Consider the following 25,227-nt stretch of genomic DNA (forward strand, 5'->3'; position numbering starts at 1 on the left):
AGGGTGTTGCTGTTGGATCACTGCACCGAATGCAGGGCAAAAAAAACCGAAGCCGTCAGGCTTCGGTTTTTCGATCATCCGGTATTCCCAGCCCTCAGGACGGGAACAGCTCGCTGAGTTTCATCGACAGCATCATGTCGCCCTCAACCCGCAGCTTGCCACCCATGAAGGCCTGCATGCCGTCGGTTTCGCCGCTGACGATACCCTTCAGGGTTTCGGCGTCCATCACCAGGGTGCAGTTGGCATCCGGGTTTTCGCCTTCCTGCAGGTCGCAGGTGCCGTCCTTGACGATCAGCGCGTAGTGCTTGTCTTCGTCGGTGATGTTGAAGCCGAACACCAGGTCCAGGCCGGCGGCAGCGGATGGGTTGAATTTCTCTTGCATCTTTTTGACGGCATCAGCTACGGAGGTCATGGCGCATTCCTTATAGAGTGATTTACACGTCCCCGCAGGGACACAACAAGCCGGGCTTATCGGTAGGTGACAAGCTCCGGCGCCCTCAACAGCTGCACATGGGCCTGGCTGTTGAAGGAGGCTAGTGCCACGTCGCGGCCGCGAAACTTCAGCTGGCTGAGCGACGTGTTGATGATCTGCCAGTTCAGCGCGAACGCCTGGCTGGGGGTAATACCGGTAACCAGGTGGAGCAGGGCGGCAATGGTGCCACCCGAGGTGAAGATAGCAACATGATCGCCGCTGCCGGCGCTGTCCAGCACGCGTTGCAAGCCCCCTTGTACGCGTGACGTAAACGAATGCCAGGTTTCCAGGCCATTATCGGCATGCTCGCCATCGTGCCAGCGCTGCACCATCAACGCGAACAGACGCTGAAACTCGCTGCGGTGCTGCGCAGCATTGCGCAGCACATGCAGGGCATCGGGCTCTTCCGGCAGCAGGTCGGGCAACAGGGCGCGGATCACACCGTCGGCATCGAACTCATTGAATGCGGCGTCGGTCTCAACCGCCGGCACCGGGCAGCCGTTGGCGTGCAGCGCCTGCAGCGCCAGCCGTGCGGTATCCTGCTGGCGGCGCAGGTCGCCAGCCACGCAGCGGTCCAGCCGCACGCCCAACTGGGCCAGGTGCTCACCCAGGGCCTGGCTCTGGCGTACCCCCACGGGCGAGAGGACGTCGTAGTCATCGGCACCGAAGGAGGCTTGGCCATGTCGAATCAGGTAGAGATTGCCCACGAAAGGTTCCGGCCTGTTGGAGGTTGCTGCGAGGTTAGGATGCGGCTCACGGGCTGTCAACGAAAAAACATACAAGCGTTTGAAAAGGTTGTTTGAAAGATGTTGCCAGCGTTTACACCGGCTGGCAGCACCACAGACGCAACGGTATGCTTGCAACAGTGACGCGCCGTAGTGGCGCAGGCATTTAAGGAGTCAACGTGGAGTTTCTTGCCGAATACGCAAGCTTTCTCGCCAAAACCGCCACCCTGGTCATCGCCATCCTGGTGGTGCTGTCGGCCATCGCCGGTCTGCGTGGCAAAGGTCGGCGCAAACCGGGCGGGCAATTACAGGTCACCCGCCTGAACGATTTTTACAAGGACCTGCGTGAGCGCCTGGAGTCCGGCCTGCTCGACAAGGCCCAGCTCAAGGCCCTGCGCAAGCAGCAGGCCAAGGCGGAAAAACAGCAGAAGAAGGGCAAGGCCGAGGACAAGAGCCGGGTATTCGTACTGGACTTCGATGGCGACATCAAAGCCTCGGCCACCGAAAGCCTGCGCAATGAAATCACCGCGCTGCTGACGCTCGCCACCGCGCGTGACGAAGTGGTACTGCGCCTGGAAAGCGGCGGTGGCCTGGTGCACAGTTACGGCTTGGCGGCGTCGCAACTGGCACGTATTCGTCAGGCGGGCATCCCGTTGACCGTGTGCATCGACAAGGTGGCTGCCAGCGGTGGGTACATGATGGCGTGCATCGGCGAGAAGATCGTCAGTGCCCCATTCGCCGTACTGGGGTCTATTGGCGTGGTGGCACAGTTGCCCAACGTCAACCGCCTGCTGAAAAAGCACGACATCGACTTCGAAGTGCTGACTGCTGGCGAGTACAAGCGCACCCTGACCATCTTTGGCGAAAATACCGAGAAGGGCCGGGAGAAGTTCCAGGAAGACCTGGACATCACTCACCAGTTGTTCAAGGATTTCGTCTCCCGCTATCGTCCGCAGTTGCACATCGATGAAGTGGCCACTGGCGAAGTCTGGCTGGGCGTGGCCGCCTTGAATCGCAAGCTGGTGGACGAACTGCAGACCAGTGACGAGTACCTGAGCGAGCGCGCGCGCAACGCCAACCTGTTCCACCTGCACTATGCCGAACGCAAGAGCCTGCAGGAGCGCATTGGCATGGCCGCTAGCGGTACCGTGGAGAACGCGGTGGTAGGCTTGTGGAGTAAACTCAGCCGCCTGCGCTAACACCTTGAACCCGTTGAAATTTTTTTTCGTTCAGGGGGTTGCAAGGTTAAAAGAATGAAGACATAATGGCGCCCATCGAAACGCAGCAAACTTTGAAAAAGGTTCAGCGTTTCAAGGAGATAGCAAAGCGCAAGCAGCTAGATCCGACCTTTGAGGCCGAGTAGCAAAGTGGTTATGCTCCGGATTGCAAATCCGTCTACGCCGGTTCGATTCCGACCTCGGCCTCCACCATTCGAAAGCCCCGCAGATTAACGTCTGCGGGGTTTTTCTTTATGGGTCGAAAAAAGGCAAGAGTTCCGAAACTTCAGCCTTTCGAGGGCTTTGCGATCGCGCCGACGCGCCGGTAAACATGCTTGGTAATACCCTCTTTCGAATGACCCAGCAGCACGCTTGTCTCGTTCAGGTCGTTGATCTCCGGTGCGGCCTTCGGCCGAATATCGCGGAACTGAAATAGCGAGTGATCCATCGACTCGTAGATCGGGTACCGTCCGCACATATCCCACCTCTCGCCCGTCAGAATTTTCGCCACCCAGGATTGACCGGGCTCCCGATGCCGGATTTGCTGTATATGCATACAGTTCGCATTGGGCCTTCCATCATGACCATCACATTTCTAGGTACGCCCACCGGTGTTACCGAACCGCTACCGCTGTATTCGTTCCATGTCCCGGCCGGTTTCCCTTCGCCTGCTGCGGACCATTTGGAAGGCCACATTTCCCTAGATGAGCTATTCGACCTCCGGGCGCCCCATGTGTACCTGGTAAAAGTTGAAGGCGACAGCATGCAAGGCGCAGGCATCTACTCGGGTGATCTCGTGATCGTAGACCGAGGCCTTGAGGCTGAGCACGGCGACATCGTGATTGCTGCCGTTAACAGCGAACCTGTGTGCAAGCGTTTGCACCGACGCGATGGCGTTGTGGTCCTCAAGTCGGAGAATCCGACCTACCCACCGCGGTACATCATGGAGGGCGACGAGCTCGTCATCTGGGGTGTCGTGCGTTACAGCGTTCGCGACCATGCGCAGTGATCCAGTTTTCGCACTCATTGACTGCAACTCGTTTTGCGCAAGTTGCGAGCGTGTATTCCGGCCCGACTTGGCCAAGACGCCGATCATCGTACTGAGCAACAACGATGGCTGCGTGATTGCCAGGTCATACGACGCCAAGCCTTTCGTGAAGATGGGCGAACCGTACTTCCAGGCGAAGGACAAGTTACGTCGGCACGGCATCATAGCCTTTACAGTAATTACGCGCTTTACGGCGACATGAGCGAGCGTGTCATGTCGTTGATCGAGTCGATGGTGCCTGCCACCGAGATCTACAGCATCGACGAGTGCTTCGCTGATCTGTCCGGTATTCAGGAAAACTTGACCCAGTTCGGGCGAAAGCTGAGGTCCAGGATCTTCCAGTGCACTGGCATACCTGTGGGGGTTGGGATCGCCGGCACAAAGACCTTGGCCAAGCTGGCCAATCACATGGCCAAGCGCCTGCAGGCCCAGACCGGCGGCGTGGTCGACATCACCGATCCGTTCAAGCGAGATTGGGTGCTGCGCAATACCGAGGTGAAAGAGGTGTGGGGAGTTGGCCGCCGTATGACTGCCCACCTTCAAGCGATGGGCATTCATACGGCGATGGATCTGGACAAGGCTGATGCCAGGACGCTGCGACAGAAATTTAGTGTGGTGGTAGAGAAGACTGCCCGCGAACTGGCAGGAACGCCTTGCCTGGAGCTGGACGAGACCGAGCCCCCGAAGCAGGAAATCTGCTGCAGCCGGATGTTCGGCAAACCGTTCAATCTTTGTCGTTGGTCATGTGCTACTGAGTCCGTCGATAAAACTCCTCGGTTCGTTGCTGGTACTGGGTGCCTCTGGCGTTGCTAGCGCCAATGGCATTGCTCTTAACGAGCAAAGTTCCAGTAGTGCCGGAACAGCGTACGCAGGCAGGTCATCTTCCGCACTGGATGCAAGCACTCTTTACGGTAACCCTGCCGGGTTGACCAAGCTGAAGCGCAGTGAACTGTCCGGCGGATTCGCCTCACTCGCAGTGAGCGACGATATCAGCCATGCCAGGAGCAGTGTTTCAGGGACGAATAAAGGCGACTCGGTACCTCTGGCGGCCATACCCTTCGGCTATGCATCCACACCCATTGACGAGCAGTTATCGATTGGCCTGGGTTTTTATGCGCCGAGTGGGCTGGTCAATGATTATGAACGTTCATTTCAGGGGCGTTACCACGGCTCCTACAGCACGACCAAGGAAATGACCCTGCAACCGACCATCGCCTATCGCGTCAATGACGTATTGTCGATTGGTGGAGGACCGACGATCAATCGGTTCAATGCGAAACTTGAGAACGCTCTGGCTACAGGCCCCTTGAATGGCCAGGACACGCTGGTAACCATCAAGGGCGATGATGTGGCGATTGGCTACAACGTCGGCGTGCTTGTCGATGTCAGCGAGTCGACACGCTGGGGGGTGACTTATCATTCAAAAGTCAGCTACCACCTCGAAGGGCATACCGAGGTATCCGGGGCGCCCAGCGCACTGTCACTGGACGGAAAGTATGCCGCGTCGATGGATCTCACAATGCCAGAGTCTCTGGATACCTCTATTACTCACAAGTTCAACAGCCGTTGGACCGGATATCTGGGAACCACCTGGACCCGTTGGAGCCGGCTTCAAAAGTTTGAGGCGGTCAACAGTGGTGTTTCATCCACCGGCCAACTACTCGGTTTCGGGAAAGTGGGGGAGTCGTTGAACTGGCATGATACATGGTCCGCGGCGATAGGGGTGTCCACCCAATTGACATCACGGTGGCTGTTGAGGGCTGGTTACGCTTATGACCCTGCACCGGTAGGAAACACCGACCGCAGCGTGCGCATTCCGGTGGGCGATCGCCAAGCTGTGACCGTGGGCGGTGCCTACTCACCTGATGCGGACCTCACCATTGATTTCGCCTACGGTTACCTCTGGGATGCCAGGGTTTCAGTGAAGCATGAAAACAAAACCGGACTCCAGCCGCAGTACTCGGCTGAATATCAGAATCACGCACATGGAGTATCAGTCCAGGCAACCTATCGTTTTTGATCGTGGTGCAGCGTCTCGAAACCAAGGGGACACTTCACATACATGAAAAGGTCTTGTCCGCCCTAGCTACCCTCAATAAACCACGCTGAGGCGATTTAATCTGGGCTAGGGGGAATAAATCTGTCCCCTTTTCAGTCATTCTACGAAATCAGGGCCCATTCAGTAGCCGTGGCAAGAAAGTCGGTGTTGGTTATCAGGATATCCCGCATGCAGCAGTTGCGGAATAGTCAGAGCCAGCGGCGAACCTTGGCCTTGTAACGGCGGTAGTCGTCGCCGAACTTGGATTCGAGATAGCGCTCCTCGCGGGCGATTACCTGTTTCTGGATCACAATCAGCACCAATGGAAGCAAAGCCAAGGCGATTGCTCCGTCGAAGCCGACCGCAATGCCGGCATAGACAAGCGCCATGCCGAGATACATGGGATTGCGGGTCCTCCGATAAGGGCCGGTCGTTGCGATGAGGGTCGTTGGTCGCGACGGCGGAATGTTGGTGCCCAGACGCCGGAACAGCCCCGCCGCCGCAAGCATCATCACCGCGCCGGCAGCGAACAGCAGCGCGCCCGTCGCGACCAGCAACCACCGGTCGATGCCGAAGTAGCTCAGGGCGACGAACCGATCCGCCGCCAGCCCCAACAGCAACGCTCCTAGATAGATGAAGGGCGGAGGTAAGCGCACCCCCGCGCTGTCCGGTTCGACGGCCATGTTCATTTCCTCTCTAAGCGCTCAAGCCAGCATCGACTGCTGGGCAAAAATACCCGCCATCGCGCCCTGCGATGATGCCTGGGTGACCGAGGGCAATATGGGCGTGGTGAGATCGCCGGCGGCGTAGATGCCGGGTGTGCTGGTTTGGCGGCGTTCGTCGACCTTGAGGACGACGCCGGTTGGCGTATCCATCGTGGCGAGGTCCAGCGATTCATGCAGGTTTGCGGATGGCTTGTTGCGCGGATGAGCAAACAGGATGTCGACCGCAACAGTGGAGCCAGTGTCGAGATTGACAGTAGCGATATGCCCTTGGTGATGGGCGATCTCGACGATCCGCCCGTCGATGACAGATATGTTGCGGTGAGCCAGATCGGCCTGGATATCAGGCGCAATGTCGTGACCATCGGCAAAGACAGTCAACCTGTCGGTCCAATCGAGGAACAGCCTGACCTGGTTGTGAGATTGCGGGCCGGACCACACGAGGCCCCAATGTTGCCCGGCGACTTCAAAGCCGTCGCAATAGGGGCAGGGGACGATGGACGTCCCCCAGCTATCGGCAAAGCCCGGAACATCAGGCATCTGATCTGCGACGCCATAGCTTAGGATTACGCGGCGGGCCTTGAGGCTTTCGTGATCGTCAGTGACAACGCAGAAATCGTCGATTACGCCAGAAATTTTCTCCGCCCGGGCATTGACCAGCCTGACCGTTGGATAGCGCGCCAACTGCTGCCGCGCCGCGGCCAGGATTTCCAGCGGCGGTGTGTGATCGTGACCAAGCAGACCATGTGAATGGCCGGCAAAACGGTTACGCGGGCAGCCGGTATCGAGAACGATGACCTTGCGACGGGCACGGCCGAGCTGTAAAGCGGCGGCGAGACCGGCAAAACTTCCGCCGATGATGATGACGTCATTCATGGTGATGGGCTCCGCTGGAGGGCAGGTTGAAACCTAGCCTTTGGATTGCAAATTTAAGATACCGAGTGGTATCGTATACCTTAAATTAAGATACTGCAAAGTACCAATATCATGACTGAGACCATACAGGGCCGGCGCGGCCGGCCCACCAACGAGGCGCTTGCCCAAACGATACTCAACGCCGCGAGCGAACTTTTTGTGGAATTGGGTTTTCAAGCGACGACGTTGGACAAGGTCGCCCAGCGGGCGAAGATATCCAAGCTCAGCATCTATAAGCGCTTCGAGAACAAGGAGGCGCTGTTCAGCGCAGCCATCACGGCTGGTTGCCAGGAGTCGTTTGCACCACAGGCCCTGCTTGAAGGTGCCGAAGGTTCGGTCGAAGACCAACTTATGGCGGTGGGAACATCACTGCTGCGCACGCTGTTGAGACCAGACGTCAGCAGTATCGAAGCCATGGTCATGGCCGATAAAACGAGTCAAAACGCCTTGAGCAAGCGCCACTACGAAGCCGGCGCCGCCCATGTCATCGCCGACATCGAGACCCTGTTTCGCCAACTTCACGCGAAGGCGCTTCTCAACGTGCCCGATTCCCTCCAAGCCGCCCGCTTGTTTGCCGCGCTCTTCAAAGGGTCCGATCTACTGATGATCGCCCGCTTCGATCAGGCGAGAGCAGAGGACGAAAACGAAATTGAATCCTACTGCCGGTCGGCCGTCGCTATGTTCATAGCCGCGCACGGTCGCAGCGACCGCGCAAGTGGATAAGCATTTAATTGCTCCAGGGCAGCTTGGCCTAGGCTTGGGTTTGCGCTTCAGGGTTCGCAGGGGAATCACAGGCTGCGTCCGATAACTGCGCAGTACTGACGCAAGTGCTCAGCATCGCAGCCTGAATCGACCATAGACTCGGAGACTCCTTCAAGCTGCTGGCTGCTATTGACCGATTGCTGTCCTTAGCGAGAGGCCGCTTTGGGTCCAGGCTGTGTGAAAACGTTCAGCGCGATCCGACTGGTTAGAAAACGACCATAAATTCGCGCTCCTGCGCTAAATCTGGGTTAGCTGAATAACCAAGCCGTTACAGATTTCACGTACGCTCGCACGCTTCAGAGATAAATTTGGGTTTTCACACAGTCTGAGTCGAGCGGACAGTGGGACGAGGGTGTAAGTGACGATAGAGGACTGCTTGAGCTCATAGATGTTGGCGGATGACCCGGTCCGGCGCCGCCCTTGCCGGGGACGCGTTATCGTTGAACTAGAGGTGATATGCTTCGCCGCTTACCAAACAGGGAGGGTGGTAATGACACTGCGGGAGAGGCATAAGGCGTTTCAGGAATGGTTCACGCCGAGGCGGCGTAGGCGAGCGGGCGGAACCTTACTCGCCATCTGGGCTGTCGGCATCTTCATCTACCCTGGTCAGCACTGGATCTATGTATTGACGCCAAGAGTCATGTGGTTCTTGAGCGCTTGGCCGCCCGAGCTTCACGACAAGCGTTGAGTCTCTGGCGGGGCTGCTGAATAGCCGATTGTCCGATTCAGCTCACAGATGAGTCAGACGAATTTGCGTAAAACTGCACGTTCGCTATGGTGGCAATAAACCACCTGACTACAACTAAAGTCGTAGGAGCGTCTCATGAGAATACGCGGTGATGTTTTCTGGGCCTGGGCTGACCCGACGCTTCATCACCGAACTCACGACGAGACGCTCGACGATGGGACATACATTGATGTTCAGACGCGGCTGTCGCGGACAGGCAAAACGCAGATGTTCATCGGGGTGTACGCCCCTGGTGGCATGGCTATCCTTGAAGAGGCCTTCGATTCTCGCCCTGGCGAGTCGATGACCAGGGCGCTGGCGTGGGGCGTTGGCCGAGCCCGACGTGTCGCTGCTGAAGGTGCGCCTGCGGCAGGCTTTCTGGCTGCCTCGAAATAGCGGAGGCGCGCAGCGCCGGAGGTCGAGCGGCGACTTACTGTCATCAGCGAAGACGCAGTGCGTGAAATGCCTGCGTCGCCACACTTTCAGCTATCCGACAGAGTGGGCATCATCAGCCTGGCCCGTCATCCTCGCTGGCCAGCGCCCTCACTTTTGGATTTTTTCATCAAGGAGCCGTTGACATAGCGCACCGTGTTTTCCAGGGCTCGTGTCATGTCGGGATGCGTAAACTGGTACTTTCGCTCCAATTGCCTGCTGTTTCCCATGTCGAAGCGCTGCGTCTGAATAAAGTTCAATGACTCGGCGCTGATCGCCAAGCGGGTCGCCAGTCCCGGAATCGTCAATATCGACCTGAGCAACCCTATGGGTATATGGCGGCGGGGTGCCTTGACCTTTAGCGTGTCTGCGATCTGCCCAAGCATTCCCTGCAAGTTCGGTGTTCGCTCATACAGCGCCAGAACTTGCCGGTTGGCCATGGAGGGGTCGAACGCCACGCAAGTTATCATTTTCACTAGATAATCGACGCTGACCAATGGCAACCAGTGACTGGCGGAACCGGGAATAGCTTTGAATCGGCCTTGTGCCAGATTGCGAATGAGTTCGGCAAGCGGTTGTCCGTCCAGGATATGCCCGTTCTCGCTGTGGCCGCACACCGTAGCAGGGTGAACAATCGTGTAATCCGCATCCGCGTCTTGCATATAGCGGATGACTGCAAAATGGGACTCGAGTTTGCTGCCTTCGTAGCCGCCTACACGGGCGTAGACCGCGGGCCAGTTTGTGTTTTCAGGGCACTGAATATCAACCCCGATACGGGCAAGGTGGTTGAGGTTTTGCAGCATGAAGCCGCCTACCATGAGCAGTCGGATGCGCTGGCTGGCCGCAAGCCTGGCCACGCTCAGAGCACCTTGGACATTGACTGTGCGGGCGCGCTCCGGTGTCAGCCCCCAGGAAAATTCAGCCGCGAGATGGAAAAACACAGCGGTCGCAGTGACGCGTTCTTTGTCTGCTTCGCTGAGGCCAAGCCCCTCCTGGCTGATATCGCCTTCAACGGCATGGAGATACTCCGGGTTACCCCCCAGTTGGCCTACCTGCTCCTTGAGGCGTTCGATGTTACCGGGGCTGCGCATCAGTACCCAGGTCTTGTGCCCTTGCGCAGTAAGACTGGCCAGCAAATGTTGCCCCACAAAGCCGCTGCCGCCGGTGACAAAGCATTCCACACTCATGTTTGAACCCTTGTTTGGATGATGGGCGCAGGCTAAGGTGTAGAGCCTGCTCTACAGTCAAGGATTTTTAACGTGAATATTGGAGAGTTGGAGCGCCGGAGTGGGCTCAGCCGCCATACATTGCGCTATTACGAACAGCTCGGGCTTATTGAGCCACAGCGACAAGCCAACAACTATCGTAGTTACAGTGAACAGACCGTTGCTGACTTGGCTTTTATACAGAGTGCCCAGGGCGGGGGCTTTTCACTTGCTGAGATTGGGGACATTCTTGTGGCCAGGCGGGGTAACACGATCGACTGCGCGCAAGGTGCCGTCTTGGTCGCCGCCAAGATGGCCGAGATTCAAACGAAGATCACCACGCTACAAGCCGCTTATGTTTTTCTGGACGCGGAGCGTGCCAAGCTCGAAGCCAGTGCTATTGCCAATGGGCAGATAATTCCCTGAGGTCCTGTCCATGACCTTTTTCGATCGAGCGTCAGCCTTCAGGTAAGGTTACACCGCAGATAAACTCATGCGTCCCCAAGCGGTGCGAGCCGAACTCCACCACGTAGCCGTCTCCTCTGCGTTCCGCCTCTGCCTTGGCCGTCTTCTGGTCGGCATAAACGTCGACAAAATGCCATGGATGTCGGTCTCTCAGGACTCCCCATCCGATGACCCAGCCTTCCCGCGAAGGGTCCGGCGGCAGGTGCTTCGCCAAGCTTCGAATGGACATACCGATCTCCTCATATGCACAGGCTCGCCCTTGCAGGTTGAGCACTTTTCTTGAACCACACCTCGCGGGCGTCGCTCTTCAGCATGAAGGATGAGTGATATTTCCAGGTTTCCTCATCAAATATTGAAATGTTCGCAGTCTATGGTTGGGCTCAAAGCCAATTCCACCATCGAGGGAGTCAGGAAATGGATTATTCCAGCATGGTTGAATCGTTGGACAAGATGCTGAACGCAACGGCTGCAGCCAAGGCCTGCCTGCAGCCGTCAGATACAGAACGTCACCCATACCTCCGTAGCCATTCGTCCGCGACGTCACCCATGGTTGATGGGGTGCCACTCTTGATCCAAAGCATAAATCCACGGTCGAACTTGAATGCTGCCCCGCACTCGCTGAGCAGAAACTGACGAACCTTCTGCGTGTTGCGGTAATGCTTGTCCAGTGGAGTTGTACGGGTGATCGGCCCGGCGTGCCAGTCGACGGTCATGGTCTGTTCCTTTGACAATTGAGAAGGCAAAAAGCCCGTAGAGGGTCATCTACGGGCTTTGCTGTGGTTTCACATGACCTGGCTCGGCCTGTCAGCCTTCGAACTGTATCACCATCCGGCCTTTGATCTTGCCCTCCAGCATCTCGTCAAAGATCTGGTTGATATCCTCGATCGGTCGCAGCGTTACCTTGGGCACCACTTTGCCTTCAGCGGCAAACTGGAAGGCTTCCTGCAGGTCCTGGCGTGTACCTACCAGCGAGCCCACCACTTCGATCCCATCAAGCACCAGGCGAGGAATATTCAGGTCCATGGACTCCGACGGAAGCCCGACGGCCACCAGTCGCCCGCCAGCGCGCAAGGCATCGACGGCAGAATTGAACGCGCCTTTGGCCACGGCAGTAACGACGGCAGCATGTGCGCCACCGGTCTTGGCCTGGATGACCTTCGCGGCATCTTCGTTGAGCGGATTGACGACCAGGTCCGCGCCCATCTCGCTGGCGAAGCGCAGTTGCTCTTCGTTGACGTCGATGGCGATCACTTTGGCGTTGAACACATTCTTGGCATATTGCAGGGCCAGGTTGCCCAGGCCGCCGAGCCCGTAGATGGCGATCCATTGGCCGGGGCGGATGTTGGAGATTTTCACTGCTTTGTAGGTCGTGACGCCGGCGCAGGTGATGCTGCTGGCGGCAGCGGAGTCGAGGCCGTCGGGTACTTTGACCGAGTAGTCGGCCTTGACGATGCAGGCCTCGGCCATGCCGCCGTCCACGGTGTAGCCGGAATTCTTCACGTCGCGGCACAGGGTCTCGTTGCCGCTGTTGCAATATTCGCAATGTCCGCAACCCTGGTAGAACCAGGCAACGCTGGCACGGTCGCCTGGCTTGAGCGAGGTGACGCCCGGGCCAACTTCCTGGACCACGCCAATACCTTCGTGGCCCAGTACTACACCGGTCTTGTCACCAAAGTCGCCATTTTTCACGTGCAGGTCGGTGTGGCACACACCGCAGCACTGCATCTTCAGCAACGCTTCGCCGTGTTCGAGAGGGCGCAAGGTTTTCTCTATCACGTCCACGCGACGGCCTGGTGCAACGACAGCAGCTTTCATGAGAGCCTCCGTGTCTATCCGATGTGAGCTTGGGTTATCGTCGGGACAGCATAGACCTTGCCGGGCCAGGCAAAATTGCTTCAGGTCATGGTCATGGTGGGCGCTTCCACAAAATACCTGCGTATACCTGACTGGCCTTTGCAGAAAAAAGAAAAGCCCGCGGCAAGGATGCGGCGGGCTGCAAGAACATACGGAGCAGGGCCAGTGTGCCCATCCGGATGTCGACATTTCGTGAAGGTCAGGTGATGAGGCTGTCATCATCTGCACCGAAGTGCGCAGGCTCACAAAAAAACGGCCGACGTCAAGTAATTTGCGAGGGTTTTCTGAAGGCCAGAAACTTATATCGGGCGCCGGGTTAGCTGAACTTCGCGCCACTTTGCGGTGCTGCGGCGTTGTGAGCCATGCCTGACGTTCAATCGGAGAAAGCCGATGTGATCGCCTCCACAACGACACGCACTCTGGCCGTGCGCGCCAAGTCTTGGTGCAACACCAGCCACGCCTCGTAGGACTTGGCCCGCCGGCACCCCGGCCATAGCCGCACCAGCGCGGGATCGCGCTGGGCCAGGTACTCGGGTAACTCGCCTATGGCTAGGCCGGCGCGCACGAAGGTCGCGAGCATCAGGCTCGAATCCAGTTCGGCAACCACGCGCCCCTGTGCTCTGGATTCACCCGCCAGCGTGTTGTCCTGCCGGCTGGTCACACCCTGCTGGTAAAGTGCAATATCGTGATTCGCAAGGCCTTGTCCGGGCTGTGGTTCGCCATGTTTTTCCAGATAGCTTCGGGTAGCGTACAGGCCGACTTCCCAGCAGCCGAGTTGGCGAACGATCAAGTCAGGTTGCTCTGGCCGCAGGGTACGTACAGCAATGTCGGCCTCCCGCCGTGCCAAGTCGAGCAACCGCGTCGTAGTACTCAGGATCACCCGCACTTCAGGATGGCTGGCGCGCAGGTGTTCAATGGCAGGAAGCACGAAGTCCACCGCCAGGGCGTCGGTGGTGGTCACGCGCACCTCACCGGCCACGCGCGCATCGGCACCTTCGCCGCGGCGCTCGAAGGAGACTGCCATGCGTTCCATGTCCTCGGCCATACGCAGCACTTCCTGGCCGGTGTCCGTTAGCACCAAGCCGCCCGTGGTGCGCAGGAACAGCCGACTGCCCAGCGCTCGCTCCAATCCGGTCAGACGCCGGCTCACCGTGGTCTGGTCGATGACAAGTTGCTGCGCTGCCCCGCGCAAGGTGCTGGCGCGCTGAATTGCCAGGAATATCCGCACGTCGTCCCAGTTCACTCCTACCCCCATTGTTGGGGCTGCAAATATGCAGCCATATGCTGCTATTTTATGCATTTTCACATGAAAGGCGTCTCCGTAGCATTGCGTCAATCCCTTTTGAACCCTTTGACGCGCAGCCGGCCCGCCTGGCTGCCGGGGAGCTACCATGCCTCGCTTACCCTTCATCCTGACAGTCGCCATGCTGAGTGCCTTCGGGCTGATTGCTTCGGACGTTTATCTACCCGCAATGCCAAGCATGGCCACCGAGTTCGGCATCGCCGACTGGCAGATGCCGCAGACCATCTCGTTCTACCTGCTGGCACTGGCATTTGCCCAGTTGGCCTACGGGCCACTGTCGGATCGCAATGGCCGCAAGCCCATACTGCTGGGAGGCATCGCCCTCTACATCGTCGGCTCGGTGGGCTGTGCCACCTCCACCACCTACAACGGGTTTCTGGCGTGGCGCATGCTGGAAGCAGTCGGCGCGGCTGCGGGCCTGGTCGTGGGTCGCGCCCTGATCGCCGACACCTGCGACAAGCGCACCTCTGCCAAGGTCTATGCGGTGATCTACCCGCTGGTGTCGCTGTCGCCAGCCTTGGCACCGGCCATAGGCGGGCACTTGGCAGCGGCCTTAGGCTGGCGAGCTGATTTCCTGTTCGTCGCTGCGTTCGGTGGCATGGCACTGCTGATGGCAATGACGCTGCTACCGGAAACGCTACCCATCGCGGCCCGTACCCGTACCTCCCCCTTTGCCGGCTTCAGTCATGTCCTGCACGACCGAACTTTTCGCCGCTATACATTGGTGGTCTGCGCGATCTATTGCGCTTGGTTCGTCTACTTGACTCAATCGCCGTTTCTTTTTGCGCGCCAAGGCTTGAGTGAGGAGCAAAGCGGCTGGCTGTACCTGCCGCTGACGGCCGGCATCATCGCTGCCAACCTGCTGACCAAGCGGCTGCTTGATCGCTGGCACTACGACCGTATCCTCGCTGTCGGCATCATGTGCTTCGTACTTGGCGGGGCGGCATTCCTGGCCGTGCTGGCTCTGGGGCTACATGGCGCGGCCGCTGTGGTGCTGCCGATGTGCCTGGTCAGTCTCGCCAATGGTTCGTCGCTGTCGCTGGCGGTATCTGGGGCCATTGCGAGTGAGCACGGGCATGCGGCCACCGCGTCAGGACTGGTAGGGTTCTGTCAGATCGGCAGCGCCGCGCTGGTGGCAATGGGGGTCAGCGCGGCCTTCGGCACCGGCCTTGGCGTGCTTTGCGGCGCGGTAACGGTGCTCGGCCTGATCGCGCTGTCCACCTGCCTGCCATGGCCTAGAAACCGGACGAGCGTGGTCTGATTATCCTCAATGACGCTGGAACCCCAGCGCCCGGGCCGTGAATGCTTCCAGCATGTGGGATTGGTTTGGTCGCAGCATTCGTTTCGTTATAGGTCTGTCGCAGCCGACTGCCAGCAGCTGAATTGAATTCGTTCGGGCAAAGAGGACATCGTGAAAATTTTGGCTATCTCAGGCAGCTCACGTGAAGCGTCAACGAATACGGCGTTGTTGCAAACTTGAGCATCTGTTGTTACGCATCCCTCTCATTGGAAAATCCCCGGAGGAAGTCGTGAGCTTTTTATGCCTGCCAGATAATGAGTCGCAAATCAGGTCGTTACTACTCAAATTTGCTGCAGCAGTTCATCAAAGCAGCAGGGCGAGCCTGGCAGCCACTAATACAGTTCGTTAGAAATCCGAATTAAGCATTCGATGAAGCGGGCGAGCACTTCCGAAGGCTCGCCTTCCGGACGCAGCAAGTAGGTCGTCAGCAACGGCGAACGGCCTGTCAGTGGCCGTGCCACTACGCCAGGTTCCTGGCTGGCCAAAAATTTGCGCGCAGCCCGTCAGCCCCAGGGCGATGCCTTCCTGCGTGCTTGGCTTACTGCATATGATGAATCCGCCTAACTTATTGATAAACCTGCTGTATCTGGCTATGGCGTAGTCAAGCAAAGTTCGGTGCTGGAGTCATGGTGAAAAAAGCCCGCCATGGAAGGCGGGCAAAAGACGTTTGAAGGGAGAGCCTGCAGGTTGCGCCGGTCCGGTTAACCCAGGATTAAGCGACCACGCATTGACCCGGCACCCTGATCAGCCTATACAGGCCTGTCATTATCCCAGGAGCCAGCATGCGCGACGAAGACGACCTGCACGAACCCGAGCATGATCACCTGCTTGACCACGAATTTCTCTATGACGACGTGGAGCCCGAGGCAGATGCCCAAGGCGCCGAGGATGAAGTGGAGGAAGACGAAGAAACGCTGAATGACCTCGATGACGAAGAGCGCGATCACCCAGCTTGGTTCGACGATTGCGACGACTGACTCAGCGACCATCCACCGAGAACCGCCCGGGCCCGCTTACCGCGAGCAACAGCAGGCCGCCCATGATGCTGAGGTTTTTCAGAAACTGGGTCGTGTTGGCGCTGCGCTCAGGGTCGACCATGTTCCAGAATGGGTGGCCCAGCAGCGCCGTGCCCAGCACGAACAGCGCGAACAGAAAGGCTAACGGCCGTGTGTAGAAACCGAGGATCAACAGGATTGCGACGAGAAACTCCATGATGACGGCAATCCCTGCTGCCAGCATCGGGGCAGGGGCGCCGAGCGAGGTCATGTAGCCTACCGTGCCATCGAAGCCGGTCAGCTTGGCCCAGCCAGACAAGACGAACAGGATCATCAGCAGTACGCGGGCGATCAGGATAATGATGTCGCGTTGACCATCGAACAGGGAGTAGCGCATGGCGGCGTTCCAGTGGACGGGGACAAGCTCCACTTTAGCAGCTACGCCAGACATTGCTTTCAGGCAGCAAAAAGGCGCCGCAGGGGCGCCTTTTCAACGAAGTTTGGTGCGAGTGGCGGGACTCGAACCCGCAAGGCTCACGCCGACAGATTTTAAGTCTGCTGTGTATACCAATTCCACCACACTCGCACGCTTGAAGGGGTCGCAACGACCAGCTCGCTTCTAAGCAGAAGGGCTTCGCAATCAAGCGCGCTTTATAACCCATTGTTATAGTTGAGTCAACTGCAGCGCCTATGATCAACAGATAGAAGGGTGATCGAACCGGCAATTGACACCGTGCTGTCGTTACGCCACTGTCGCCCATCATTGGATCCAAGAGTGTTGCGTAATGACTCAGGGCCGGGTTGGTGAAGGTGTGGTGCGTCCCCGGTTATTCTGGCGGCTGTTGTTCGCGCAAGTGCTCGTGCTGGGTGCATTTCTTTACATCAGCCTGATCAGCCTGGGCGTTTATCTGTTGTTGCTGGGCTTTGATGCGGAGCACTCACAGCAGCAGCGTATGTTGGCGCTGGCCGGCGGTGGTATGATCATGCTGCTCAGCCTGTGGTTGCTGAAAGTGGCCATGCCGCGATGCATCAGTCCGACGCTGGCCGAGCCGGAACGCTGACTGCCTGTAGTCGTTCAGCTGTCTACTGGCAGACACTCCGGGCTACGCTCATTTCCTTCCTCCTGCTGTGCCAGTGGAGTTTGCATGGTTTCAGCTGACTGCCTCGATGCTTCCGTCATGCCTGCCCATCGTTACGAACAGCTGGTTCAGTCGGTGGTGGATTATGCCATCTACATGCTCGACCCTTCTGGCCATGTGGTGTCGTGGAACGCAGGTGCGCAACGGATCAAGGGTTACCGTAGAGATGAAGTGATCGGCAAGCACTTTTCGTTGTTTTTCACGGCGCAGGATTGTGCGGAGGGCCGCCCTGAGCGTCTGCTATGCCAGGCGCTGGAGCAGGGTGTGGCGCAGGACGAAGGCTGGCGGGTGCGCAAGGACGGCACGCAGTTCTGGGCCTTGGCGGCACTGGATGTGATCCGTGATGAAAATGGCCAGATCATTGGCCTGGCCAAGGTGACACGCGATATCACTGACCGTCGCGAGACGGCGCAGCAGCTCGACGCAGTGCGCGCCCAGCTGTTCCAGGCGCAGAAGCTTGAAGCCCTCGGCCAGTTGACCGGTGGTCTGGCGCACGACTTCAACAACATGTTGACCATCATCATCAGCTCGGCGCGCCTGGCGCTGGCCACCCAGGACCCGGCACGCACCCAGCGTATGTTGCAGCACATCCTCGATGCCAGCCAGCGTGGCACCGAACTGACCCAGCAACTGCTCAGTTTTGCCCGTCACCGCAAGTTCGATGTGGCCAGCGTTGCCCCGGCAGAGCTGGTTAATGCTACGCGTGGCCTGCTTGAACATGCATTGCCAAGCTCGATTGACTTGAAGGTGTTGCTGCAACCGGACCTGCCGTTGATCGAGGTGGATGCCGGGCAACTGCAGATGGTGTTGCTCAACCTGTTGTTCAATGCTCGTGATGCCATCGACGGGCATGGCCGCATCAGCCTGACAGTCGATGTGGTCGAGCTGTTCGGCGAAGTTGAAGGGCTGAAGGGCAGCTTCGTGCGCTTCGAGGTGGAAGACAGCGGCGAAGGCATACCCACAGAGATACTGCCGCGTATCTTCGAGCCGTTTTTCACCACCAAGCCTTTCGGCAAGGGTACCGGCCTGGGGCTCAGCCAGGTCTATGGTTTCGCCCGGCAAAGTGGCGGTGCCATTTGTGTCGACAGCGAGCCTGGCCGGGGAACTTGCATGCGACTGTACTTGCCAATGTATCAGGACCAGACGGATAGCCCACTCGACAGGTAGATAACATGGCGCAGGCACTGAAGCGACTGGTAACGGGGATCGACGGGCTCGACGCGTTGCTCAAGGGTGGCCTGATAGCTGGCGCCTCCTACATTATCCAGGGGCCGCCGGGGGCCGGTAAGACCATCCTCGCCAATCAGCTGGCCTGCGGCCACGTGCGTGGCGGTGGTCGGGTGCTGGTGGCCACCTTGCTGAGCGAGTCGCATGAACGCTTGTTCCAGTACCTGTCCACACTGGACTTCTTCGACCCGGCGCTGGTCGGTGACAAAATCCAGTTCGTCAGCGCCTTTGATACCCTTGAGCAGGACGGGCTGGATGCGGTGGTGCGCTTGCTGCGCCAGGAAATTGCCCGGCAACAGGCCAGCCTGCTGATCGTCGACGGTGTGCTCAATGCCCGGGTACGTGCGGAAACCGCGCTGGACACCAAGAAGTTCGTCTCTGAGCTGCAGGGGCATGCGGCCTTCGCCGGGTGCACCGTACTGTTGCTGACCAGTGCCCGGCTCGACGAGGGTAGCCCGGAACACACCATGGTCGATGGCGTGATCGAACTGGGTGAGCAACTGGTCGGCAGCCGCGCCGTGCGCCATGTCCAATTGCGCAAGACCCGCGGCAGTGGTGCGTTGTCGGGGCGTCACGAATGCCTTATCGATGAGTCCGGCATGCAGGTCTATCCTCGCCTGGAAGCGTTGTTCAGCCACCCCAGCCAATTGGGCAGTGGCACCTTGGCGCGTATCAGCAGCGGCGTACCAACCTTCGATGAAATGCTTGGCGGAGGCTTGGCCACCGGGTCAGTCAGCCTGCTGATGGGGCCTTCGGGGATTGGCAAGACATCATTGGGCCTGGCCTTTCTGGGTGCCAGCACCCCGCAGGCGCCGGGGTTGCATTTCGGTTTTTACGAAACACCCGAACGCCTGCGCAGCAAGGCCGCTTCGCTCGGTTACGATTTTGCCGCGATGGAGCAGGGCGGTAGCTTGCAGCTGTGCTGGCAGCCGACCACCGAGGGCTTGCTGGACCAGGTTGGCGCGCGACTACTGGAGCGTGTAGCGGCGCAGGGCAGCAAGCGCGTGGTGATCGACAGCCTTGGCGCATTCAGCCGCCTGGCTATTGACCCGACGCGGCTAAATGCGTTTTTCCGCGCGCTGGCGGGTGAGTTGCGCGCGCGCGATATCAGCGTGATGCTGACCTGGGAGATGCGCGACATCTTCGGCGCGGAAATCAGCGCCCCCGCGCCGGACCTGTCGAGTATCGTCGACAACCTTATGCTGATGCGCTTTGTCGAACTGGACTCGCAACTACGGCGCATGCTGTCGGTCCTCAAGGTGCGTGACAGTCACCATGACCCGGCCTTGCACGAGCTGCTGATCGGGCCGCAAGGCATTACCTTGCGCAAGGCGTTCGAAGGTGCCTGCGGTGTGCTTTCGGGAACGCCGACGCCGCAGGAGAGCGGGTGACGGACGAGCCGATGAACACCATCCTGATTGTCGATGACGAATACCTGATCGCCGATATCCTCGGGTTTGCCCTGGAGGACGAAGGTTTCCTGGTGGAAAAGGCGAGCAATGGCTGCAAAGCACTGGAGGCGTTGAAGGAAAAACGCGTGCAGCTGGTGATTACCGACTACATGATGCCGCTACTCAACGGTGAGGAGTTGGCGCGTGCCATCCGCGAGGACCCTGCGTTAAGCGAGTTGCCGGTCATCCTCATGAGCGGCGCACAGGCCAGCCAAGGATGCCCGGCCCTGTTTGCCGCAATATTCGACAAACCGTTCGACATGGATGAGATGATCGCCACGGTGCATCAGTTAATAGGCACCTGAGGCTGGCGGTCGAGCGCATCCATGCCCCTCGGGTGACGCTCAGTGTGAGTCTTCGTGTTTCTCCGGAGCCGGGCTGCCGGCCTGGATGCGTTTGAAGATTTCTTCTCGATGGACCTGAACATCTTTCGGTGCATCGATACCGATCCTCACCTGCATCCCTTTGACGCCCAGAATGGTGACTTTGATGTCATCGTTGATGACGATGCTTTCGCCAACCTTACGGGTGAGTATCAGCATGTAGTTCTCCTTGGTGATGTAAAAGTCCGCCGGGCTAGTTGCCGTGGCGGCGGGAGCTTGTCCCTCTTCCTTCTCATTAAAGACGCTTTCGGCGGATAGTAATTCCCCGACAGACAAATTCTGTTGCGTGTCTTCAGTTGCAGGTGCCAAAGCAAACCGTCAACGGTTTGTCGGCCAAGGTGCTCGCTGGCAAGAATAGGGGGGTTGGCGGCTAATGGGAAATTTCTTCGCATCATGGGCTGAATAGACAAGCTCAATGGGCCTCCTGTTCCTCGAGTGCCTGAAGAAACAACAGCAAGGCCACTTCCTCCGGGTCCAGGCCTTTGCGCACACGGTTTTTCGGCAAATTGGCAAGGCGCCCCAAGGCATAGTGCTCCAGGACTGCCGGGTGGATGTAGCAGCGCCGGCACACTGCCGGCGTATTGCCCAGGCGCGTGGCTACCTGGCGGACTATTGCGGCGACCTGACGTTTGGCTTCACTCTCCGGCTCCCAGGCCAAGGGCTTCAGCAGGTTCAATGCCAGGCTGCTGCCGGCCCAGGTGCGATAGTCCTTGGCAGTGAAGTCGGCGCCGGTCAACTGCTGCAGAAACTGATTGACCTCGGTGGAGCCGACACTATGGCGCTGGCCGTCTTCATCCAGGTACTGAAACAGTGCCTGCCCAGGCAGTTCCATGCAGCGTTTGAGCAGGTTGGCCAAGCGCCGGTCGTTGAGGGTGACGTTGTGTTCGACGCCGCGCTTGCCGCGGAATTGAAAGCGAATGCTGCTGCCTTTGATCTGTACATGGCGATTGCGCAGGGTGGTCAATCCGTACGACCGGTTATCGCGCAGGTAGCGCTGGTTGCCAATGCGGATCAGGGTGTGGTCCAGCAGGCTCACCACCAGCGCCATGACCTTTTCCCGGTCCAGCCCTGGCCGCGCCAAGTGGGCTTCCAGCTGTGTGCGCAGCTTTGGCAAGGCTTGGGCGAACGCAAGCATGCGCCCGTATTTGTGCTGGTCGCGCAGTTCGCGCCACTGCGCGTGGTAGCGGTACTGCTTGCGGCCACGGGCATCACGGCCGGTGGCTTGCAGGTGGCCTTGCGGATCGGCGCAGATCCACACATCCGTGTAGGCCGGGGGGATCACCAGTGCGGCGATGCGTGCGAGGGTTTCGCTGTCGCGTACTCGTTGGCCATCGGCATTCAGGTAGATGAAACGGTCGCGCCAGCGCCGACGGGTCAGGCCCGGCTGACTGTCGTCAACGTAGTGCAGGGTGCGCGGCAGGGGGCAGTCAAGCATGGGCGGTGGGCCTCGATCAGGTCACTGATCAATGGACAATACGCGCGCTAAGGATGCTCAACCCAAAAGGGCCACCGACTTGATCTGGGCGAACAGTATCTGCCCCGTGTGCAAACCGAGCTGGTCTGCCGAGAAGCGGGTGATGCGTGCAAGCAGGGCATTGCCGCCAGCATCCAGGCTGACCAGCACATGCGCCGGGTTGGCCGCCGGGCAGCTCTCGCGCACACGCACCGGCAGGCGGTTGAGGATGCTCGATGCGCTGTCCGCCGCCAGTGCCAGGCTGACATCCCGGGCCTGCACCTTGACGCGCAGGGTGCTGCCCATCACCTGCGCCGCGTGGGTGATGCGCAGCAGCGGCCCGCTGCTGCCGGGCAGGCGCAGGTCCAGCAGGCCGTAGTGTGGGTCGTGCCCAACCACCCTACCTTCGAACACGACGCCGGCGTCGTCGCCCTGGGCCAGCGACAGGTCAAGGCGAGCCAGGGTTTCGCCGATCGGGCCGCTGGCGATCGCCCGGCCTTGTTCCAGCAACACTAGGTGGTCGGCCAGCCGCGCGACTTCATCCTGGGCGTGGCTGACATATATGAGGGGGATGTCCAGTTCGTCGTGCAGGCGCTCCAGGAAGGGCAATATCTCGCGCTTGCGCGGGCCGTCGAGGGCTGCCAGCGGCTCGTCCATCAACAACAGCCGTGGGCTGCTGAGCAGGGCGCGGGCAATACCCACCCGCTGCGCCTCGCCACCCGACAGGGTTGCCGGGCGGCGGTCCAGCAAGTGGCCGATACCCAGCAGTTGGCACGCCTGGTCGAGGCTGACCTTGCGTGCAGCGGGCGCTACCCGGCGCCAGCCGAACGTCAGGTTGCCGCGCACCGACAGGTGCGGGAACAGGCTGGCTTCCTGGAACACGTAGCCCACCGGGCGCAGGTGCGGTGCCTGGAAGTAGCCACGGGTGCTGTCTTCCCAGACTTCGCCGTTGACTTCGATATAGGCGCTGGCGGCCCGTTCCAGCCCGGCCAGGCAGCGCAGGCAGCTGGTCTTGCCGGAGCCAGAGTGGCCGAACAGCGCGCTGATGCCGCGCCCGGGCAGGTGCAGGTTGACGTCCAGGGTAAAATCGTCGCGTGCCAGTTTCAGGTGCGCCACAATCGATGCGGTCATTTCAGCTCCAGCCAGCTTTGCCACGGCGTCCAGCGTACAGCAGGAGCAGCACCAGGAATGAGAACACCAGCATGGCCCCGGCCAGCCAGTGGGCTTGCGAATACTCCATGGCTTCGACGTGATCGAAAATCTGCACCGAAACCACGCGAGTCTTGTCGGGGATGTTGCCACCGATCATCAGTACGACGCCAAACTCGCCCACCGTGTGGGCAAAGCCGAGGATGCTGGCAGTGACGAAGCCAGGGCGGGCTAGCGGCAGCACCACGTGAACGAAGGTATCCCGTGGGCTGGCGCGCAGGGTGGCGGCGACTTCCAGGGGGCGCTGGCCGATCGCGCCAAAGGCATTCTGCAAGGGTTGCACCACGAACGGCAGGGAGTACACCGTCGAGCCAATCACCAGGCCTGTGAAGCTGAACACCACACTGCCCAGGCCTAGCGCCTGGGTGGCCTGCCCGAGCCAGCCGTGCGGGCCAAGGGCGATCAACAGGTAAAAGCCGATCACCGTCGGTGGCAGTACCAGCGGCAGTGCCACCACCGCACCCACCGGCCCGCGCAGCCAAGAGCGCGTGCGCGCGAGCCACCAGGCGACCGGTGTGCCGATGATCAGCAGGATCAGGGTGGTCAGGCTGGCCAGTTTTACGGTCAGCCAGATGGCGCCCAGGTCACTGGCATCGAGTGGCATCAACGGTCATAACCATAGGATTTGATCACCGCTGCGGCTTTCGGGCCTTTGAGGTATTCGACCAGTGCCTTGGCGGCCGCATTGTCCTTGCCTTTGTTGAGGATGACGGCGTCCTGGCGGATCGGGTCGTGCAGGTTGGACGGCACGATCCATGCCGAGCCATGGGTTACTTTGCCGTCCTTGTAGATCTGCGAAAGGGCGACGAAGCCCAACTCGGCGTTGCCGGTGGAGACGAACTGGAAGGCCTGGGTGATGTTCTGGCCTTCGACGATCTTGCCTTTGGTGGCTTCGGTGAGCTTCAGCCTGTCCAGCAGCTGGGTGGCGGCCAGGCCGTAAGGTGCCGCTTTCGGGTTGGCGATGGACAGGTGTTTGTATTCGTTCTTTTTCAGTACTTCACCCTTGGCATCTACGTAGCCTTCCTTCGCAGACCACAAGGCCAGGGTGCCGATGGCGTAGGTAAAGCGTGAGCCAGGTACGGTTTCCTTTTCTGCTTCCAGCTTCTTGGGGGTGGTGTCGTCAGCGGCGAGGAACACTTCGAACGGTGCACCGTTCTTGATCTGCGCGTAGAACTGCCCGGTGGCGCCGTAGGCCGCGACCAGTTTGTGGCCGGTGTCTTTTTCGAATTCCTTGGCGATGGCCTGGACAGGGGCTGTGAAATTGGCTGCGACCGCGACCTGGACTTCGTCGGCCCAGGCAGTGTTGAAGGCCAGCAGGCTGGCCAGGGCAGTGAAGGTCAACTGGGGCGAGCGGATACGCATGAAGACAGCTCCTTGAGATTATCGTTATAGCCTTAACTATATAGCGATAAGCCATTGGCCGTGAAGAGGCCAGGCCTGCCTGTCAGAATGCCTGGTGACCGATTACTGCCAGTGCCTTGCCGGCAATCTCCCGGGTCAGCTCACCCGCCGGCATGTGCCGGCCCAGCCGTAACGCCTGCCCCGACCACAGATTGCTGAAATCACTATTACCCTGCGGATCGGTGATTGCCCGTAAAGGCATCAATGCCCCGCCCGCCAGCGGGAAGCGCGGTGCAAGCTCGCTCATCGGCCCCAGCTCGCGCATGAGGCGATTGTTGATGCCTCGCGCCGGGCGGCCGGTGAACAGGTTGGTCAGGGCGGTGTCGCTGGCAGGCGCGCTGTCCAGCGCCTGGCGATGCGCTGGCGACACCTTGGCCTCGGGGCAGAACAGGTAAGCCGTGCCGATCTGCACTGCCGAGGCCCCCAGGGCCAGTGCCGCCAACAGCCCGCGGTGGTCGCCGATACCACCGGCGGCAATCACTGGCACGCCGACGGCATCGGCCACCTGCGGTACCAGAGCGAAGGTGCCTATCTGGCTGGTGATGTCATCGCTGAGGAACATGCCGCGATGGCCACCGGCTTCATAACCCATGGCGATGATCGCATCGCAGCCATTGCGCTCCAGCCAGACCGCTTCTTCCACGGTCGTGGCGCTGGACAGTACTTTGGCACCGCTGGCCTTTACCCGCTGCAGCAGTTCGGCCTGCGGCAGGCCGAAGTGGAAGCTCACCACCTCCGGGCGCAACGCTTCGACCAGCAGGCAGCTCTGCTCGTCGAAAGGCGC

At 59.5% G+C, this 25,227-nt stretch carries 28 protein-coding genes, 2 tRNA genes and 4 pseudogenes; 14 read left to right on the top strand and 20 right to left on the bottom strand.

Features of this window, described 5'->3' with window-relative positions; translation table 11 throughout:
* Positions 1-94: 94 nt before the first annotated feature.
* Together ACF8FG_RS15660 and ACF8FG_RS15665 are read right to left on the bottom strand one after the other, a co-directional pair.
* The gene (locus ACF8FG_RS15660) at positions 95-412 is read right to left on the bottom strand and encodes an SCP2 sterol-binding domain-containing protein (protein WP_003251077.1); all 318 of its coding nucleotides are present in this window, start codon (positions 410-412) and stop codon (positions 95-97) included.
* 56 nt (positions 413-468) lie between these two features.
* The gene (locus ACF8FG_RS15665) at positions 469-1,179 is read right to left on the bottom strand and encodes a histidine phosphatase family protein (RefSeq protein ID WP_010954748.1); all 711 of its coding nucleotides are present in this window, start codon (positions 1,177-1,179) and stop codon (positions 469-471) included.
* A 197-nt stretch (positions 1,180-1,376) separates the two neighbouring features.
* On the opposite strand from ACF8FG_RS15665, the gene sohB reads away from it, so the two are divergent.
* The gene (gene sohB, locus ACF8FG_RS15670) at positions 1,377-2,396 is read left to right on the top strand and encodes a protease SohB (protein ID WP_019438253.1); all 1,020 of its coding nucleotides are present in this window, start codon (positions 1,377-1,379) and stop codon (positions 2,394-2,396) included.
* Between the two features lie 154 nt (positions 2,397-2,550).
* Positions 2,551-2,624: transfer RNA gene (locus tag ACF8FG_RS15675), tRNA-Cys, on the top strand.
* A gap of 76 nt (positions 2,625-2,700) precedes the next feature.
* Here the strand turns inward: ACF8FG_RS15675 and ACF8FG_RS15680 are convergent.
* Positions 2,701-2,847, bottom strand: a pseudogene (locus ACF8FG_RS15680) (integrase); the annotation flags it as partial.
* A gap of 147 nt (positions 2,848-2,994) precedes the next feature.
* Between ACF8FG_RS15680 and ACF8FG_RS15685 the strand changes: the two are divergent.
* The 3 genes and pseudogenes from ACF8FG_RS15685 to ACF8FG_RS15695 all read left to right on the top strand — a co-directional run bounded on the left by ACF8FG_RS15685 (position 2,995) and on the right by ACF8FG_RS15695 (position 5,482).
* Positions 2,995-3,423: a LexA family transcriptional regulator gene (locus tag ACF8FG_RS15685; protein WP_026031923.1), complete on the top strand. Its 429-nt coding sequence runs from the start codon at positions 2,995-2,997 to the stop codon at positions 3,421-3,423.
* A pseudogene (locus ACF8FG_RS15690) lies at positions 3,413-4,182 on the top strand (Y-family DNA polymerase); the annotation flags it as partial. The gene ACF8FG_RS15685 and the pseudogene ACF8FG_RS15690, both read left to right, overlap by 11 nt.
* 61 nt (positions 4,183-4,243) lie before the next feature.
* The gene (locus tag ACF8FG_RS15695; protein ID WP_041166880.1) at positions 4,244-5,482 is read left to right on the top strand and encodes an outer membrane protein transport protein; all 1,239 of its coding nucleotides are present in this window, start codon (positions 4,244-4,246) and stop codon (positions 5,480-5,482) included.
* A 227-nt stretch (positions 5,483-5,709) separates the two neighbouring features.
* On the opposite strand, the gene ACF8FG_RS15700 is transcribed toward ACF8FG_RS15695, so the two are convergent.
* Together ACF8FG_RS15700 and ACF8FG_RS15705 are read right to left on the bottom strand one after the other, a co-directional pair.
* Positions 5,710-6,183: an isoprenylcysteine carboxylmethyltransferase family protein gene (locus ACF8FG_RS15700; RefSeq protein ID WP_014590431.1), complete on the bottom strand. Its 474-nt coding sequence runs from the start codon at positions 6,181-6,183 to the stop codon at positions 5,710-5,712.
* A 21-nt stretch (positions 6,184-6,204) separates the two neighbouring features.
* On the bottom strand, positions 6,205-7,098 hold the full coding sequence (locus ACF8FG_RS15705) for an NAD(P)/FAD-dependent oxidoreductase (protein ID WP_119713959.1): 894 nt from the start codon (positions 7,096-7,098) through the stop codon (positions 6,205-6,207).
* A gap of 111 nt (positions 7,099-7,209) precedes the next feature.
* On the opposite strand from ACF8FG_RS15705, the gene ACF8FG_RS15710 reads away from it, so the two are divergent.
* Positions 7,210-7,860, top strand: a complete 651-nt coding sequence (locus ACF8FG_RS15710; RefSeq protein WP_041166881.1) for a TetR/AcrR family transcriptional regulator — start codon at positions 7,210-7,212, stop codon at positions 7,858-7,860.
* 30 nt (positions 7,861-7,890) lie between these two features.
* On the opposite strand, the pseudogene ACF8FG_RS15715 reads toward ACF8FG_RS15710, so the two are convergent.
* Positions 7,891-7,982: pseudogene (locus tag ACF8FG_RS15715) on the bottom strand (IS5/IS1182 family transposase); the annotation flags it as partial.
* A gap of 740 nt (positions 7,983-8,722) precedes the next feature.
* Between ACF8FG_RS15715 and ACF8FG_RS15720 the strand changes: the two are divergent.
* Positions 8,723-9,022 carry a hypothetical protein gene (locus tag ACF8FG_RS15720; RefSeq protein WP_010954670.1) on the top strand — a complete coding sequence of 100 codons (300 nt, stop codon included), beginning with the start codon at positions 8,723-8,725 and terminating at the stop codon, positions 9,020-9,022.
* Between the two features lie 125 nt (positions 9,023-9,147).
* On the opposite strand, the gene ACF8FG_RS15725 is transcribed toward ACF8FG_RS15720, so the two are convergent.
* Positions 9,148-10,245, bottom strand: a complete 1,098-nt coding sequence (locus ACF8FG_RS15725) for an SDR family oxidoreductase (RefSeq protein ID WP_014590435.1) — start codon at positions 10,243-10,245, stop codon at positions 9,148-9,150.
* 72 nt (positions 10,246-10,317) lie between these two features.
* Between ACF8FG_RS15725 and ACF8FG_RS15730 the strand changes: the two genes are divergently transcribed.
* Positions 10,318-10,689, top strand: coding sequence for a MerR family transcriptional regulator (locus ACF8FG_RS15730; protein ID WP_019438756.1), 372 nt, complete (start codon positions 10,318-10,320; stop codon positions 10,687-10,689).
* A 31-nt stretch (positions 10,690-10,720) separates the two neighbouring features.
* Here the strand turns inward: ACF8FG_RS15730 and ACF8FG_RS15735 are convergent, their stop codons facing one another.
* The 4 genes from ACF8FG_RS15735 to ACF8FG_RS15750 form a co-directional block, all read right to left on the bottom strand.
* Positions 10,721-10,957, bottom strand: a complete 237-nt coding sequence (locus ACF8FG_RS15735; protein ID WP_019438757.1) for a hypothetical protein — start codon at positions 10,955-10,957, stop codon at positions 10,721-10,723.
* Between the two features lie 277 nt (positions 10,958-11,234).
* Positions 11,235-11,441, bottom strand: coding sequence for a DUF6434 domain-containing protein (locus ACF8FG_RS15740; RefSeq protein ID WP_019438758.1), 207 nt, complete (start codon positions 11,439-11,441; stop codon positions 11,235-11,237).
* A 91-nt stretch (positions 11,442-11,532) separates the two neighbouring features.
* Positions 11,533-12,543 (bottom strand): alcohol dehydrogenase AdhP, encoded by a 1,011-nt coding sequence (adhP, locus tag ACF8FG_RS15745; protein WP_019438759.1) that lies wholly within the window; start codon positions 12,541-12,543, stop codon positions 11,533-11,535.
* Between the two features lie 412 nt (positions 12,544-12,955).
* A complete protein-coding gene (locus tag ACF8FG_RS15750) occupies positions 12,956-13,825 on the bottom strand; it encodes a LysR family transcriptional regulator (protein ID WP_019438760.1) in 870 nt (289 codons plus the stop codon).
* 148 nt (positions 13,826-13,973) lie between these two features.
* On the opposite strand from ACF8FG_RS15750, the gene ACF8FG_RS15755 reads away from it, so the two are divergent.
* Positions 13,974-15,146: a multidrug effflux MFS transporter gene (locus ACF8FG_RS15755; protein ID WP_318081875.1), complete on the top strand. Its 1,173-nt coding sequence runs from the start codon at positions 13,974-13,976 to the stop codon at positions 15,144-15,146.
* Between the two features lie 371 nt (positions 15,147-15,517).
* Here the strand turns inward: ACF8FG_RS15755 and ACF8FG_RS15760 are convergent.
* Positions 15,518-15,707: pseudogene (locus ACF8FG_RS15760) on the bottom strand (hypothetical protein); the annotation flags it as partial.
* Positions 15,708-15,967: 260 nt separating this feature from the next.
* On the opposite strand from ACF8FG_RS15760, the gene ACF8FG_RS15765 reads away from it, so the two are divergent.
* Entirely contained in the window at positions 15,968-16,162 is a 195-nt protein-coding gene (locus ACF8FG_RS15765; RefSeq protein WP_019438762.1) for a hypothetical protein, read from the top strand.
* Between the two features lies 1 nt (position 16,163).
* Here ACF8FG_RS15765 and ACF8FG_RS15770 read toward each other — a convergent pair whose 3' ends face one another.
* Positions 16,164-16,577, bottom strand: coding sequence for a DoxX family protein (locus ACF8FG_RS15770; protein ID WP_019438763.1), 414 nt, complete (start codon positions 16,575-16,577; stop codon positions 16,164-16,166).
* Positions 16,578-16,681: 104 nt separating this feature from the next.
* Positions 16,682-16,766: transfer RNA gene (locus ACF8FG_RS15775), tRNA-Leu, on the bottom strand.
* A gap of 199 nt (positions 16,767-16,965) precedes the next feature.
* On the opposite strand from ACF8FG_RS15775, the gene ACF8FG_RS15780 reads away from it, so the two are divergent.
* From ACF8FG_RS15780 to ACF8FG_RS15795, 4 genes are all read left to right on the top strand, one after another.
* Positions 16,966-17,241, top strand: a complete 276-nt coding sequence (locus ACF8FG_RS15780; RefSeq protein ID WP_014590473.1) for a hypothetical protein — start codon at positions 16,966-16,968, stop codon at positions 17,239-17,241.
* An 84-nt stretch (positions 17,242-17,325) separates the two neighbouring features.
* Positions 17,326-18,486, top strand: coding sequence for a nitrogen regulation protein NR(II) (locus ACF8FG_RS15785; RefSeq protein ID WP_019438764.1), 1,161 nt, complete (start codon positions 17,326-17,328; stop codon positions 18,484-18,486).
* Between the two features lie 5 nt (positions 18,487-18,491).
* The gene (locus tag ACF8FG_RS15790; protein ID WP_019438765.1) at positions 18,492-19,937 is read left to right on the top strand and encodes an ATPase domain-containing protein; all 1,446 of its coding nucleotides are present in this window, start codon (positions 18,492-18,494) and stop codon (positions 19,935-19,937) included.
* Positions 19,938-19,948: 11 nt separating this feature from the next.
* Positions 19,949-20,302, top strand: a complete 354-nt coding sequence (locus tag ACF8FG_RS15795; RefSeq protein ID WP_010954660.1) for a response regulator — start codon at positions 19,949-19,951, stop codon at positions 20,300-20,302.
* A 39-nt stretch (positions 20,303-20,341) separates the two neighbouring features.
* Here the strand turns inward: ACF8FG_RS15795 and csrA are convergent, their stop codons facing one another.
* The 6 genes from csrA to ACF8FG_RS15825 form a co-directional block, all read right to left on the bottom strand.
* Positions 20,342-20,539 carry a carbon storage regulator CsrA gene (csrA, locus tag ACF8FG_RS15800; protein ID WP_012051904.1) on the bottom strand — a complete coding sequence of 66 codons (198 nt, stop codon included), beginning with the start codon at positions 20,537-20,539 and terminating at the stop codon, positions 20,342-20,344.
* 253 nt (positions 20,540-20,792) lie between these two features.
* Positions 20,793-21,815, bottom strand: a complete 1,023-nt coding sequence (locus ACF8FG_RS15805; RefSeq protein ID WP_019438767.1) for a DNA topoisomerase IB — start codon at positions 21,813-21,815, stop codon at positions 20,793-20,795.
* Positions 21,816-21,872: 57 nt separating this feature from the next.
* The gene (gene modC / locus ACF8FG_RS15810) at positions 21,873-22,964 is read right to left on the bottom strand and encodes a molybdenum ABC transporter ATP-binding protein (protein WP_014590477.1); all 1,092 of its coding nucleotides are present in this window, start codon (positions 22,962-22,964) and stop codon (positions 21,873-21,875) included.
* A gap of 1 nt (position 22,965) precedes the next feature.
* Positions 22,966-23,646, bottom strand: coding sequence for a molybdate ABC transporter permease subunit (gene modB / locus ACF8FG_RS15815; protein ID WP_019438768.1), 681 nt, complete (start codon positions 23,644-23,646; stop codon positions 22,966-22,968).
* A complete protein-coding gene (modA, locus tag ACF8FG_RS15820; RefSeq protein ID WP_019438769.1) occupies positions 23,646-24,404 on the bottom strand; it encodes a molybdate ABC transporter substrate-binding protein in 759 nt (252 codons plus the stop codon). Before modA ends, modB begins: the two co-directional genes overlap by 1 nt.
* A gap of 82 nt (positions 24,405-24,486) precedes the next feature.
* Positions 24,487-25,227, bottom strand: a 741-nt coding sequence (locus ACF8FG_RS15825) for an NAD(P)H-dependent flavin oxidoreductase (RefSeq protein WP_392518951.1), incomplete at its 5' end; no start/stop codon positions are given.

Origin of the sequence: Pseudomonas sp. YQ_6 (assembly GCF_043103245.1) — a bacterium.
Classification (GTDB): domain Bacteria; phylum Pseudomonadota; class Gammaproteobacteria; order Pseudomonadales; family Pseudomonadaceae; genus Aquipseudomonas; species Aquipseudomonas alloputida.

What these genes read in the sequence shown, in the direction of transcription:
- ACF8FG_RS15685 (WP_026031923.1), top strand. Translation starts at nt 2,995, where the DNA reads ATGACCATCACATTTCTAGGTACGCCCACCGGTGTTACCGAACCGCTA.
- ACF8FG_RS15790 (WP_019438765.1), top strand. Translation starts at nt 18,492, where the DNA reads ATGGCGCAGGCACTGAAGCGACTGGTAACGGGGATCGACGGGCTCGAC.
- modC (WP_014590477.1), bottom strand. Translation starts at nt 22,964, where the DNA reads ATGACCGCATCGATTGTGGCGCACCTGAAACTGGCACGCGACGATTTT.
- ACF8FG_RS15700 (WP_014590431.1), bottom strand. Translation starts at nt 6,183, where the DNA reads ATGGCCGTCGAACCGGACAGCGCGGGGGTGCGCTTACCTCCGCCCTTC.
- modA (WP_019438769.1), bottom strand. Translation starts at nt 24,404, where the DNA reads ATGCGTATCCGCTCGCCCCAGTTGACCTTCACTGCCCTGGCCAGCCTG.
- ACF8FG_RS15705 (WP_119713959.1), bottom strand. Translation starts at nt 7,098, where the DNA reads ATGAATGACGTCATCATCATCGGCGGAAGTTTTGCCGGTCTCGCCGCC.
- ACF8FG_RS15770 (WP_019438763.1), bottom strand. Translation starts at nt 16,577, where the DNA reads ATGCGCTACTCCCTGTTCGATGGTCAACGCGACATCATTATCCTGATC.
- ACF8FG_RS15765 (WP_019438762.1), top strand. Translation starts at nt 15,968, where the DNA reads ATGCGCGACGAAGACGACCTGCACGAACCCGAGCATGATCACCTGCTT.
- ACF8FG_RS15785 (WP_019438764.1), top strand. Translation starts at nt 17,326, where the DNA reads ATGGTTTCAGCTGACTGCCTCGATGCTTCCGTCATGCCTGCCCATCGT.
- ACF8FG_RS15720 (WP_010954670.1), top strand. Translation starts at nt 8,723, where the DNA reads ATGAGAATACGCGGTGATGTTTTCTGGGCCTGGGCTGACCCGACGCTT.
- ACF8FG_RS15660 (WP_003251077.1), bottom strand. Translation starts at nt 412, where the DNA reads ATGACCTCCGTAGCTGATGCCGTCAAAAAGATGCAAGAGAAATTCAAC.
- ACF8FG_RS15710 (WP_041166881.1), top strand. Translation starts at nt 7,210, where the DNA reads ATGACTGAGACCATACAGGGCCGGCGCGGCCGGCCCACCAACGAGGCG.
- csrA (WP_012051904.1), bottom strand. Translation starts at nt 20,539, where the DNA reads ATGCTGATACTCACCCGTAAGGTTGGCGAAAGCATCGTCATCAACGAT.
- modB (WP_019438768.1), bottom strand. Translation starts at nt 23,646, where the DNA reads ATGCCACTCGATGCCAGTGACCTGGGCGCCATCTGGCTGACCGTAAAA.
- ACF8FG_RS15725 (WP_014590435.1), bottom strand. Translation starts at nt 10,245, where the DNA reads ATGAGTGTGGAATGCTTTGTCACCGGCGGCAGCGGCTTTGTGGGGCAA.
- ACF8FG_RS15735 (WP_019438757.1), bottom strand. Translation starts at nt 10,957, where the DNA reads ATGTCCATTCGAAGCTTGGCGAAGCACCTGCCGCCGGACCCTTCGCGG.
- ACF8FG_RS15740 (WP_019438758.1), bottom strand. Translation starts at nt 11,441, where the DNA reads ATGACCGTCGACTGGCACGCCGGGCCGATCACCCGTACAACTCCACTG.
- ACF8FG_RS15795 (WP_010954660.1), top strand. Translation starts at nt 19,949, where the DNA reads ATGAACACCATCCTGATTGTCGATGACGAATACCTGATCGCCGATATC.
- ACF8FG_RS15805 (WP_019438767.1), bottom strand. Translation starts at nt 21,815, where the DNA reads ATGCTTGACTGCCCCCTGCCGCGCACCCTGCACTACGTTGACGACAGT.
- adhP (WP_019438759.1), bottom strand. Translation starts at nt 12,543, where the DNA reads ATGAAAGCTGCTGTCGTTGCACCAGGCCGTCGCGTGGACGTGATAGAG.
- ACF8FG_RS15780 (WP_014590473.1), top strand. Translation starts at nt 16,966, where the DNA reads ATGACTCAGGGCCGGGTTGGTGAAGGTGTGGTGCGTCCCCGGTTATTC.
- ACF8FG_RS15755 (WP_318081875.1), top strand. Translation starts at nt 13,974, where the DNA reads ATGCCTCGCTTACCCTTCATCCTGACAGTCGCCATGCTGAGTGCCTTC.